Source organism: Streptomyces sp. NPDC050423 (assembly GCF_040655445.1).
Lineage (GTDB): Bacteria > Actinomycetota > Actinomycetes > Streptomycetales > Streptomycetaceae > Streptomyces.
Genome location: NZ_JBFAJY010000050.1, coordinates 1 through 12,127, shown reverse-complemented (window position 1 = coordinate 12,127; position 12,127 = coordinate 1). Strand labels below are relative to the sequence as shown.

Here is a 12,127-nt window from a genome sequence, read left to right as displayed (position 1 = left end):
GCGCCGGTTCCTGCCGGGCAGGTTGGTCCGGCCGCTCCTCTGCTACCCGATGTCGTGCCGTCACCGTCGTCACACCCCCATCGTCGGTGCTTCCCCCGGGTGTTGCCAGGTGCTGCCAGTACCAGCATCAGCGGGCTCTCGTTACCCGTATGCGGCCGGGACCAGCCTTGAGGTCATGACCACGACCACGACTACGGCCACGGCTTCCGGGGCAACTCCACGTTCCGTATCCAGATCCAGTAAAACCCCCACCACCGACAAACGCCCTGGACGGCTCCTCGTCCTGGTGCTGGCGGCCCAGTTCATGGCGCTGCTGGACACCTTCATCGTCAATGTCGCCGCCCCGACGATCCGCACCGAACTCGGCGCGTCCGGAGCCGGGTTGCAGCTGGTGGTGGCCGGATACACCATCTCCTACGCCGTCCTGCTCATCACCGGTGCCCGGCTCGGCAGCGTCTTCGGGCACGGTCGCGCCCATCTTGCGGGTCTCGCCGTCTTCACCGCCGCGTCTCTTGCCTGCGGACTCGCCACGAACACCGGACAGTTGATCACCTTCCGGGTGATCCAGGGAATCGGTGCGGCGGTGATGATCCCGCAGGTACTCAGCCTGATCCAGCGGCACTTCAGCGGCGAGGCCCGGGTTCGCGCGCTGGGCGCCTACGCGGCGGTGCTGGCCACCGGCGCCGCGGCCGGGCAGGTGGTGGGCGGAGTGCTGGTCAGCGCGGACCTGTTCGGGACGGGCTGGCGTCCGGTCTTCCTGGTCAACGTGCCGATCGGGCTGGTTCTGCTGGTGCTCGGCGTCCGTGTGCTGCCGGGTGAGCCGCGTGCCGGGCGGGCCCGGCGCGAGGCGCGGGCCCGCGGGCTGGATCTGGTGGGGCTGTTGATGCTCGCGGTGGCCGTCGTCCTGTTCACCGTTCCGCTGGTGCTGGCACAGGAGTTGGGCCGGCCGGCCTGGACCTGGATCTGCCTGCTCGCCTCCGTGGCGTTCTTCGCCGGGTTCGCGGCGTACGAGACACGGCTGGCCGCGCGCGGGGGCGCACCACTCATCGCGCTCGGGGTGCTGCGCATCCCCGGCATCGCGCGGGCGGCGCTGCGCATTCTCCTGGTGATGGGGATCAACGCCGGCTTCCTCTTCGTGATGACGCTCCACGTCCAGGGCGGTCTGGGGTACTCGGCGCTGCGCAGCGGGCTGATGTTCGCTCCGACCGCGGTGGCCTTCGGTGCGATCGGGCTGACCTGGCGGCGCTGGCCGGCCCGGCTCCAGGGAGTCCTGGCCCCGGCCGGATTCACGCTCGTGGCCGTCGGTTCGGCGGCTCTCGGCTTCCTGATGCGCGACGGCGGCGATGGTGGTGCCGGGCTGTACGCGGTCTTCGTCGTCATCGGTTCGGGCATGGCGCTGGGCTTCAGTCCAACTCTTACGGGTGCCCTGGCGAACGTACGGCCGGAGGACGCCGCCGACGCGAGCGGCGTACTCGTGACCGTCACCCAGCTCGGCCAGCTCATCGGCGTCGCGGGGTTCGGCACGCTCTACCTCAACCGCCTTGATACGCCTGGGGTGCAGGGTTCGGGAGAGGCGCTGTGGGCATGCGCTCTCGCACTGTCGGCGGCCGCCGTCGTGGGTGTGCTGGTGGGTCTTGTACGGCGTCGGCGCACGACGGGGTCCCGGCAGGGCTGACCCCCTTGCGGGGTCATGGCAGAATCGGACCGCCGGAGGGGGCGACGGACCGAACGGGAGGGAGTGCGCGATGCCTGCGAGTCGCCACGAGGTCCCGGACCTGCCCCCTGTTCCCGAGGCCCGCGTACGCGCCGGCCGCCCCGTCGGCTGTTCGCCCTCCACGGTCCGGACGCCCGGCGGGAACGGCGGAACCCTCCACTTGTGCACGGCCCGCGGCCGCAGCCGGAGCTGACCCATGGGCGCCCACAGGCGGAAGTGCGACTGGTGCGGCAGCGGTACGCCCATCGTCAGGGACATGGACCCGGTCAACCAGGACTACCAGTACTGGTGCGAGGAGTGCGCGCGGGCGCTGGTCATAAAGGGCGACCCGATCGAGACCTACCGGGAGCTGGAGGGCGAGCCGATCTACGGCCGTCTGCTGGAGGAGCACTGCACGCTCAAGCGCTTCTACTCCTTCGCCACCGCCTGACCGGGGCCCCGCCGATCAGGCGGAACCGGGCGGACCGGAAACGATTTGGTGGACGGCCGGGGTGACCGGTAATGTTCTCGATGTCGCCGCGGGAGACCGGGCGACACGACGCGGGGCTATAGCTCAGTTGGTAGAGCGCCTGCATGGCATGCAGGAGGTCAGGAGTTCAATTCTCCTTAGCTCCACAGTGAAGATCGAGCAGCGGGCCATCCGGATTCGGGTGGCCCGCTGCTCGTCTGTGTCGCCGTACGGTTCCATCCGATGTGTCCACGGATCGGCGGCGCCCGGATGGCGGCCGTTCCATTGCGGTACCCTGACGCCATGCGTGCCGTACGCCTTCTGCTTAGCGAGCCGCGCTGATCACTCCCGACCGGTGAGAATGCCTGGTCGGCATCGGCGCGGCGTCCCCTCCTGTGCGAGGGGATTTTTCGTTTCCGTAGACGCGTGTCCGTAGACGTGGGCGCCGGCAGATGACGATCGATGGAGCTTTGAGGATCATGAGCGAGACGAATTCCGCAGCCGACGTTGCTGCGCCGCACCGCTACACGGCAGCGATGGCCGCCGACATCGAGGCACGCTGGCAGGACTTCTGGGACGCCGAGGGCACCTACGAGGCACCTAATCCGACCGGTGACCTGGCGGACAATCCGGAGCTGGCCGCCAAGCCGAAGAAATTCATCATGGACATGTTCCCGTACCCCTCGGGTGCGGGCCTGCACGTCGGCCACCCGCTGGGCTACATCGCCACCGATGTCTTCGCCCGTCACCAGCGGATGACCGGCCACAACGTCCTGCACACCCTGGGCTTCGACGCCTTCGGCCTGCCCGCGGAGCAGTACGCCGTACAGACCGGCACGCACCCGCGGCTGTCCACCGAGTCCAATATCGAGAACATGACGGCGCAGCTGCGCCGGCTGGGCCTGGGCCACGACAAGCGCCGCTCGTTCGCCACCATCGAGTCCGAGTACTACAAGTGGACCCAGTGGATCTTCCTGCAGATCTTCAATTCCTGGTACGACGCCGAGGCGGACCGCGCCCGGCCGATCGCCGAGCTGGTCGCCCGGTTCGAGAGCGGTGAGCGCCCGACCCCGGACGGCCGCGACTGGAGCGCGCTGAGCGCGACCGAGCGTGCCGACGTGCTGAGCGGGCACCGCCTGGCCTACGCCTCCGACGCGCCCGTCAACTGGTCGCCGGGCCTGGGCACCGTGCTGGCCAATGAGGAGGTCACGGCCGACGGCCGCTCCGAGCGCGGCAACTTCCCCGTCTTCAAGGCCAAGCTGCGCCAGTGGAACATGCGCATCACCGCTTACGCCGACCGGCTGCTGAACGACCTGGACGGGCTGGACTGGCCCGAGGCCATCAAGCTGCAGCAGCGCAACTGGATCGGCCGCTCCGAGGGCGCGCGCGTCGACTTCCCCGTCGACGGTGCAGGCAGCATCACCGTGTTCACCACCCGCCAGGACACCCTGTTCGGCGCCACCTACATGGTGCTGGCGCCCGAGCACGAGCTGGTCGAGCGGATCATTCCCGCCGCCTGGCCCGAGGGCACCCACCCGGTCTGGACCGGCGGGCACGCCTCCCCGGCCGAAGCCGTCACCGCGTACCGCAAGCAGGCCGCCGCCAAGTCCGACGTGGAGCGGCAGGCCGAGGCCAAGGACAAGACCGGCGTCTTCACCGGTGCGTACGCGACCAACCCGGTCAGCGGCGAGCAGGTCCCCGTCTTCATCGCCGACTACGTGCTGATGGGCTACGGCACCGGCGCGATCATGGCCGTGCCGGCGCACGACGCGCGCGACTTCGCCTTCGCGCGCGCCTTCGAGCTGCCGATGCGCTGTGTCGTCGAGCCGTCGGACGACCGCGGCACGGACGCCTCGACGTGGGAGGACGCCTTCGCCTCGTACGAAGCGAAGCTGGTCAACTCCGCGAACGACGAGGTCTCCCTGGACGGCCTGGGCGTCGTCGAGGCGAAGGCCCGCATCACCGACTGGCTGAAGGAACACGGGGTCGGCGAGGGCACCGTCAACTTCCGGCTGCGTGACTGGCTGTTCAGCCGCCAGCGCTACTGGGGCGAGCCCTTCCCGATCGTGTACGACGAGGAGGGCATCGCCCACCCGCTGCCCGAGTCGATGCTGCCCCTGGAGCTGCCGGAGGTCGACGACTACTCGCCGCGCACCTTCGACCCGGACGACGCCGACACCAAGCCCGAGACCCCGCTGTCCCGCAACGCCGACTGGGTCAACGTCACGCTGGACCTGGGCGACGGGCCGAAGAAGTACCGCCGCGAGACCAACACCATGCCCAACTGGGCCGGCTCCTGCTGGTACGAGCTGCGCTACCTGGACCCGAACAACGCCGACAAGCTGGTCGACCCGGCGATCGAGCAGTACTGGATGGGCCCGCGCGAGGGACAGCCCACCGGTGGTGTCGACCTGTACGTGGGCGGCGCCGAGCACGCCGTACTGCACCTGCTGTACGCCCGCTTCTGGTCCAAGGTGCTGCACGACCTGGGGCACATCTCCTCCGTCGAGCCGTTCCACAAGCTGTACAACCAGGGCATGATCCAGGCGTTCGTCTACCGGGACAGCCGCGGTATCGCGGTCCCGGCGGCCGAGGTCGAGGAGCGCGACGGGGCGTACTACTACCAGGGCGAGAAGGTCTCCCGCGTCCTGGGCAAGATGGGCAAGTCCCTGAAGAACGCCGTGACGCCCGACGAGATCTGCGGTGAGTACGGCGCCGACACCCTGCGTCTGTACGAGATGGCGATGGGCCCCCTGGACGTGTCGCGCCCCTGGGACACCCGGGCGGTCGTCGGCCAGTACCGGCTGCTGCAGCGGCTGTGGCGCAACGTCGTCGACGAGGAGAGCGGCGAGGTCACCGTCGTCGACAGCGAGCCTGGCGAGGACACGCTGCGTGCCCTGCACAAGGCGATCGACGGTGTCGGCGGCGACATGGCCGCCATGCGCTTCAACACGGCCATCGCCAAGGTCACCGAGCTGAACAACCACCTGACCAAGGCGGGCGGCCCGCTGCCGCGCTCCGTCGCCGAGCCGCTGGTGCTGCTGGTGGCGCCGCTGGCGCCGCACATCGCCGAGGAGCTGTGGCGCCGGCTGGGCCACACCGAGTCGGTCGTGCACCAGGACTTCCCGGTGGCCGACCCGGCGTACGTCGTCGACGAGACCGTGACCTGCGTGGTGCAGATCAAGGGCAAGGTCAGGGCGCGCCTGGAGATCTCCCCGTCGATCACGGACGCCGAGCTGGAGGCCCTGGCCCTGGCCGACCCGGCCGTCGTCGCCGCCCTGGGCGGGGCGGGCATCCGGAAGGTGATCGTCCGGGCGCCGAAGCTGGTGAACATCGTCCCGGCCTAAGGGCTGTCCCGTAATTGCTGGTGGAACAGCGCGCGGCGTCAGATGCGGTGCATCGCAAGGCGGAGGGACGCCCGAATACTGGATGTATTCGGGCGTTCCGACAACGCAGCGAGGTGCCGTAGCTGTCGTCGTGCGCCCGCCAGGAATTGCGGGACAGCCCTTAGGCGGACACGGCCTGGGCATTCGCCCTCGTCGTGACGGTGTGAGGGCTTTCCCCTACGGGCAGGTTGGGGGTTCCGATGGAACCCTCGGCCTGCCCGTTCCGTTTACGGTGGAGGGGCCGGTAAACACGTGTCGGCAGCCGTCACACCATCCGAGGGGCGCTCATGGAAGCCGTGATCCTGATCCTGGGGCTGCTCGTCGTCGCGTTCGTGGCGCTGGGCGTCTATGTGAGTGTCAAGGTCATCGGGGCGGCCAGCCGCGGGGTGGACCGTACGATCACGCAGGCGCGCCGGGCCGTGGAGGACACCACGCTGCGGGCGAAGAGCTACGGACAGCTGGGCGTCGCCGGGGAGCTGGCGCAGCTGCGGCTCTCCCTGCGCATGTCGATGCGGGCCACGCAGGAGGCGTTGCAGGCGGGCGTGGCCGAGGACGCCTCGCTCTCCGAGTCGCTGGGACTGTTCCAGCGGCTGAGTGTGCACGGCCGTGAGCTGGACGACGAGCTGAAGCGACTGGAGCGGGAGCCCGACAAGAAGACGGTGGGCTCGTTGCTGCCCGGACTGAAGAAGCGCACCGGGGAGATCACACGCTCGGCGGAGTCGCTGCGCTGGGCCGCGCGTGACCGGGCCCGCCGGTTCGCCGACGACGATCTGGCGGCACTGAACGAACAGATCGACGTGGAGGCCGGTGCGCTGCGGCACTGGACGACGCACGAGCCGGTAGCGGGGCAGCAGCCCGACCGCTCGGCCGAGCATGGCCCCGGACCGGGGCAGGACCCGGCCGGAGCCCCCGGAACCGCCCAGCGGCACGAGCAGGGGCAGGGAAGCGGGCCGGGAGACGAGGGGATCGCGCAGGCCATCGCGGCTGCGGACCCGCGGCAGCGGACCACATACCCATGGCAGAAGACGGCGCGGCCCGAGACCACGAACTGAAGAAGTAGCCGCCCCGTTTCCCGGCACACGGGCGGAGTGCCGGGGGCCGTCGTGGGGACCTGGGCGTCGAGTGGGACCTGGCATGGCAGGATGCGGCTCGAAGCGACCGGAACTGATCATTCGGTCGGGGTCGGACTGCCGAGCCACCGCCCCGGAAGGTAACCTCCCGCTCATGTCCCGCCATGTCGCGATCGTCACCGATTCAACGGCCTACCTGCCGCCCGAGGCGATGGAACGGCACGGCATCACCGCAGTGCCGCTGACCGTCGTCCTCGGTGATCAGGCGCTGGAGGAGGGCACCGAGATCTCGGCCCGCTCCCTCGCGCTGGCGCTCCAGAAGCGCCGCCCCGTGACGACTTCCCGGCCCAGCCCCGAGGTGTTCGCCGCCACCTACCGTGCGGCCGCCGACGCGGGGGCGAGCGGCGTCGTCTCGCTGCACCTGTCCGCGGAGGTCTCCGGCACGTACGACGCCGCCCTGCTCGCGGCGAAGGACGCGCCGGTGCCGGTGCGGGTGGTGGACACCGGGATGGTCGCCATGGCCCTCGGCTTCTGCGCCCTGTCGGCGGCGGAGGCCGCGGACGCGGGCGGCAGCCTCGACGATGCGGTGGTGGCCGCCGAGAAGCGTGCGGCGGGCACGTCCACGTACTTCTACGTCGACACCCTGGACTACCTGCGCCGCGGCGGCCGGATCGGTGCCGCACAGGCGCTGCTCGGCTCGGCCCTCGCCGTGAAACCGCTGCTCCAGCTGGACGGCGGCCGCATCGAACTGCTGGAGAAGGTGCGGACGGCCTCGAAGGCCATCGCCCGGCTGGAGGAGATTGTCGTCGAGCGGGCGGGCAGCGGGCGGGTGGACATCGCGGTGCATCATCTGGCGGCCCCCGAACGGGCCGAGCGACTGGCCGAGCGGCTGCGTGAGCGGGTTCCCGGACTCGTCGACCTGCATGTCAGCGAGGTGGGTGCGGTGATCGGCGCGCACACCGGTCCGGGGCTGCTGGGAGCAGTGGTCTCGCCGCGCTGACGTCACTGTCCGGAGTGGTCGAGTTATCCACAACAGGCAGGTTTTCCACCATAATCGGGCGCCCTCAGCGAGTTCCGGCGGAAGTGCCTAGCGTCATGAGGCATGGCTTCCCGATCACATCGTGCAACCAGCGGACCCGGCAGCGGACCCGGCCGCGTTCCCGCGTCGGACGGGCGCGCCCGGAGCGCTGCGGGCGCCGGACCCGGCCGCCGTCGCCACGCGCCGGACCGCGCCGCCACCGCCGCGGCCTCGCGCACCCGTGCGGATGCGCTCATGGCGGGCGGGTACGGGGGGCGGGTGGCCCGACAGGCGGTGGGCATCGCCCCGGGTCCGCCCCGGGCCGAGGGTCCGCCGCCGGCCCCGGCCCTCGGGCCGGCAGAGGCGGCGGACGCGGCAACCACGGCGGAGGCGTCCACGGCGGAATCACCGTCCGGGCCGGCGTCGCGCGCGGAACCGGAGGGGCGGTGGGCGCGGGCGGTTCCCGCGCTGCGGGAGCGGCTGCCGATGTGGGTGCAGCTGAGATGCGGTCTGGAGCCGAAGACTCTTGCCGCACTCGCCGTTGTCCTGGTCGCGGCGGCCGTCTTCGCCGCGATGCACTTCTGGTCCGCACGCCCCGAAGGCGTACGTGCACCCGATCCCGTCAGCGAGACCGGGCACGCCCCTGTACCGCGGGCCGGCGCGGACCCGGTGGCGGACGGGGCCGGTGTGCCCGAGCCGTCCCCCGGGCCGCGGCCCGCCGCCGGGGGGACGGCCGGGCGGATCGTGGTGGATGTCAGCGGGAAGGTGCGCCGGCCCGGGATTCACCGGCTGGCGTCCGGCGCACGCGTCGCCGACGCGCTGCGGGCGGCGGGAGGGGCCCGGCCCGGCGTGGATCTCGACGGCCTCAACCGGGCCCGGGTGCTCGTGGACGGGGAACAGATCCTGGTGGGCGCACCGCCCGGCACGGTTGCCGCAGGCGGTACGGACGGGGGCGGCGCGGGCCCTACGGCCCCGGGCGGCACCACCGGACCGGTGAGCCTCAACAGCGCGACCGCCGAACAGCTCGAAGCCTTGCCCGGAGTCGGTCCCGTCCTCGCCCGGCACATCATCGACTACCGCACCCAGCACGGTGGTTTCCGGTCCGTCGACGAACTCCGCGAGGTCACCGGGATCGGCGACCGCCGGTTCGCCGACCTTCAGCCACTGGTGCGACCGTGAGCGCCGCGGACGTCCACACGGCGTCCGGCCGGCGGCTCGGGGTCTCCGATCCGCGGCAGGAGGGTCCGCCGGATCTGCGACTGGTTCCCCCGGCTCTGGCTGCCTGGGCCGGTGCCGCACTGGCGGTGGGCACGCCGGGCCGGTGGGTGGCGGTGGGGGTGGTGCTCTGTCTCGGGGCGGCCATGGTCCTGCTGGCCGTGCCGGGGGCCCCACCGGCCCGCGCCGCACGCGCGGCACCGGACGGCAACGGGGACAGCACGGCCGGCGTACGACGGCGACCGCTCGCCACCGGTGACCAACGGCGGCAACCGCACGTGGCAGGTCATGGACAGCGGCGACCGCACCCCACCGGTGACGGAAGGCTGCGACTGCACACGACGGCCGCCGCGGCGGTACTGCTCTGTGCGGCGGCCGGGGCGGCGTCGGCCGGACTGCACAGCGCCGGCGTGAGGCAGGGACCGGTGCCCGGACTGGCCCGGCAGTTCGCGAGGGTCGAGGCAGAGATCACCCTCACCTCCGATGCCCGGCAGACCTTTCCCCGGGTGCGCGGCGACCACATCACACCCGTCTCCCTCCTCCTGGACGCCGAGATCACCCGGCTCACCGGGCCCGACGGCACGGCTGCCCGGCTGCGTACGCCGGTGCTGGTCATCGTCACACCCGGCGGCGCGGCGGAGCAGTGGCAGCGGCTGCTCCCCTCCACCCGGTTACGCATCGGCGGCCGGCTGGCGCCCCCGTTGCACAGCGGGGAGCGGGCCGCCGCGGTTCTTCGCCCCGAAGGCAAGGGCCCGCCCCGCATCACCGGGCCGCCCACGCTTCTCCAGCGCACGGCGGGCGGGCTGCGCGCCGGGCTGCGCACTGCGACCGAGGGGCTCGGCCCCGATGCGCGGGCGCTCCTGCCCGGACTGGTCGTCGGCGACACCACCAGGGTCACGCCGGAACTGCACGATGCGTTCAGGGCGACCGACCTCACCCATCTCATGGCCGTCTCGGGTGCCAACCTGGCGATCCTGCTCGTCCTGCTGATCGGACCGCCGGGCAGCGCTCAGCGGGTCGAACGCCGGGGCCTGGCACCCGCGCTGGGGATCCCGTTGCGGACGACCGCCCTGGTCGGCGGCGGACTCACGCTCGCCTTCGTCCTCGTCTGCAGACCCGAACCGAGTGTGCTGCGGGCCGCGGCCTGCGGCCTGATCACACTGCTCGCCATCGGCACGGGGCGGCGCAGAACACTGATCCCCGCGCTGGCCGCCGCCGTTCTGCTGCTGGTGCTCTACGACCCCTGGCTGGCGCGCAGTTACGGATTCGTCCTGTCGGTCCTGGCCACCGGCGCGCTCCTGACCATCGCCCCCCGGTGGAGCGACGCGCTGCAACGGCGCCGGTTGCCGTTCCGGCTCGCCGAGGCACTGGCTGCCGCGGCGGCGGCTCAGGCGGTGTGCTCGCCCGTCGTGGTGCTGCTCGCCTCCCGGGTGAGCCTGGTGGCGATCCCGTGCAATCTGCTGGCCGAGCTCGCGGTGGCACCGGCCACGGTCCTCGGGTTCGCCACGCTGGCCCTGGCCCCGGTGGCCATGCCCGCGGCCGAACTGCTCGCCAGGGTGGCGGGGTGGCCGGCCGGGTGGATCGCCTCCGTGGCCCGGACCGGGGCGGCGCTGCCCGGCGCGGAGATCGACTGGCCCGACGGCCGGCCGGGCGCACTCCTGCTGGCCGTGCTGACCGGGCTGGCGGTGCTGTTCGCCCGGCGCATCGGACGCCGGCCCTGGGTGTGCTCGGCCGCGGCGCTGCTCCTGGTGCTCGCGGTGCTGCGCCCGGTGCCGCTGACCCGGGCGCTGACCGGATGGCCGCCGCCCGGCTGGGCGTTCGCGATGTGCGACGTGGGCCAGGGTGATGCCCTGGTCATCGCGGCGGGGCCCGGCGCGGGTGTGGTCGTCGACACCGGGCCGGATCCCCGGCCGGCCGACCGGTGCCTGCGCGACCTGGGGATCACTCGCGTTCCGTTGCTGCTGCTGACCCATTTTCACGCCGACCACGTCCGGGGCCTGCCCGGTGTACTGCGGGGAAGAGAGGTGGGCGCGATCCAGACGACGAGCCTGGACGAACCGCCGGAACAGGCCGCGTTCGTGGCGAGAACGGCCGCGGCGGCCCGTGTCCCCGTGGTGCGGGCCGTACCCGGCGAGCGACGACGGATCGGCGCGCTCGACTGGCAGGTGCTGTGGCCGGTGGGCGGCGCGTCGGCGGGTCCGGCGGCCGGTCCCGTACCGCAGGAGCCGAACGATGCCAGCGTCACCCTGTTCGTACGGGCCGGCGGACTCACTCTGCTGCTCCCGGGAGACCTCGAACCTCCTGCCCAGCAGAGCCTGTTGCGTAACTATCCGGCGCTCCCGCGCGTGGATGTGCTCAAGGTCGCCCACCACGGCTCCGCGTACCAGGACGCCGCCCTGCTGCGGGCCGCGCACCCGAGGTTCGCCCTGATCAGCGTGGGCCGGGACAACCCGTACGGGCATCCGGCCGCCCGAACCGTCGACGCGCTCAGGGCCGGGGGAGCGGTGGTGCTCCGTACGGACAGGGACGGTGCGATCGCGGTGACGGGCGCCGGGCCGGGACTGCGGGCGGTGGGCCGGTCATGACCGAGTACTCAGCCCGGCCAAGGGCCTTCGGCCGTCAGTTCACCGTGCAGTTTGCTTGGTCATGGGCCTTCGGCCGTCAGCTCACGGTCTGCTCAGTCCAGCCACCGCCCTTCGGCCATCAGCTCACGGCCGGCCAGCTCGTTCTCCTCCCGCCACGCCCTCAGCGCGGTCGGGGTGAAGCGCAGGTACACCCAGGCGGGGCGGCCCCGCAGATCCCAGTTGAGCTTGGCGGCGAAGGCGTCGCCCGACTCCGTGGCAAGGTCCGCCCCCTCGATCACCTCGGCCGTCGCCTCGACGAGGACCACGTCACGGGTGTGGCCCACGGCGATCCGGGCGTGCCCGGCCGGCGTCACGTTGACCGCGGTGGGGTTGGTGCGCCGGGTGGCCATCAGCAACGTCCCCCGGTCCCACACGAACGACAGCGGCACCAGGGTCGGCACCCCGTCCGCCGAGGCGGTGGACACCCAGGCGTCCTCGTCCTTCTCCAGGCGATCGAGTACATCCTGCTTGCGCTGCTCCCGGCTGCGGGCCGGCTCCTGCTTCGTCATGTCCCGCACGCTAGTCACCGCGACCGGCACCGCGCCTCCGCCGCTGGTCCTAGGTGTTCTGTCCATGGAGGTTGGTGACGGATCCCACGGCTTGGGGATCTTGAACGAGTGAGGGCCTTCCGGGTTCGGTGTGGATTGCGACA

8 protein-coding genes and 1 tRNA gene are annotated in these 12,127 nt (G+C 71.9%); 8 read left to right on the top strand and 1 reads right to left on the bottom strand.

The features are described from left to right. Positions 1-175: 175 nt before the first annotated feature. From AB0I52_RS29090 to AB0I52_RS29055, 8 genes are all read left to right on the top strand, one after another. Positions 176-1,675 (top strand): MFS transporter, encoded by a 1,500-nt coding sequence (locus AB0I52_RS29090; RefSeq protein WP_363077591.1) that lies wholly within the window; start codon positions 176-178, stop codon positions 1,673-1,675. 235 nt (positions 1,676-1,910) lie between these two features. Then, positions 1,911-2,144: a hypothetical protein gene (locus AB0I52_RS29085; RefSeq protein WP_362962580.1), complete on the top strand. Its 234-nt coding sequence runs from the start codon at positions 1,911-1,913 to the stop codon at positions 2,142-2,144. 112 nt (positions 2,145-2,256) lie between these two features. Next, positions 2,257-2,329: transfer RNA gene (locus tag AB0I52_RS29080), tRNA-Ala, on the top strand. A gap of 312 nt (positions 2,330-2,641) precedes the next feature. Then, positions 2,642-5,509, top strand: a complete 2,868-nt coding sequence (gene leuS / locus AB0I52_RS29075; RefSeq protein WP_363077589.1) for a leucine--tRNA ligase — start codon at positions 2,642-2,644, stop codon at positions 5,507-5,509. Positions 5,510-5,835: 326 nt separating this feature from the next. Next, entirely contained in the window at positions 5,836-6,600 is a 765-nt protein-coding gene (locus AB0I52_RS29070) for a hypothetical protein (RefSeq protein ID WP_363077587.1), read from the top strand. A gap of 172 nt (positions 6,601-6,772) precedes the next feature. Beyond that, a complete protein-coding gene (locus tag AB0I52_RS29065) occupies positions 6,773-7,618 on the top strand; it encodes a DegV family protein (protein ID WP_363077585.1) in 846 nt (281 codons plus the stop codon). 297 nt (positions 7,619-7,915) lie between these two features. After that, entirely contained in the window at positions 7,916-8,815 is a 900-nt protein-coding gene (locus AB0I52_RS29060; RefSeq protein ID WP_363077583.1) for a ComEA family DNA-binding protein, read from the top strand. After that, the gene (locus tag AB0I52_RS29055; RefSeq protein WP_363077581.1) at positions 8,812-11,436 is read left to right on the top strand and encodes a ComEC/Rec2 family competence protein; all 2,625 of its coding nucleotides are present in this window, start codon (positions 8,812-8,814) and stop codon (positions 11,434-11,436) included. Before AB0I52_RS29060 ends, AB0I52_RS29055 begins: the two co-directional genes overlap by 4 nt. Before the next feature lie 92 nt (positions 11,437-11,528). On the opposite strand, the gene AB0I52_RS29050 is transcribed toward AB0I52_RS29055, so the two are convergent. Beyond that, positions 11,529-11,984 (bottom strand): pyridoxamine 5'-phosphate oxidase family protein, encoded by a 456-nt coding sequence (locus tag AB0I52_RS29050; protein ID WP_363077579.1) that lies wholly within the window; start codon positions 11,982-11,984, stop codon positions 11,529-11,531. Positions 11,985-12,127 lie beyond the last annotated feature (143 nt).

What these genes read in the sequence shown, in the direction of transcription:
- AB0I52_RS29090 (WP_363077591.1), top strand. Translation starts at nt 176, where the DNA reads ATGACCACGACCACGACTACGGCCACGGCTTCCGGGGCAACTCCACGT.
- AB0I52_RS29085 (WP_362962580.1), top strand. Translation starts at nt 1,911, where the DNA reads ATGGGCGCCCACAGGCGGAAGTGCGACTGGTGCGGCAGCGGTACGCCC.
- leuS (WP_363077589.1), top strand. Translation starts at nt 2,642, where the DNA reads ATGAGCGAGACGAATTCCGCAGCCGACGTTGCTGCGCCGCACCGCTAC.
- AB0I52_RS29070 (WP_363077587.1), top strand. Translation starts at nt 5,836, where the DNA reads ATGGAAGCCGTGATCCTGATCCTGGGGCTGCTCGTCGTCGCGTTCGTG.
- AB0I52_RS29065 (WP_363077585.1), top strand. Translation starts at nt 6,773, where the DNA reads ATGTCCCGCCATGTCGCGATCGTCACCGATTCAACGGCCTACCTGCCG.
- AB0I52_RS29050 (WP_363077579.1), bottom strand. Translation starts at nt 11,984, where the DNA reads ATGACGAAGCAGGAGCCGGCCCGCAGCCGGGAGCAGCGCAAGCAGGAT.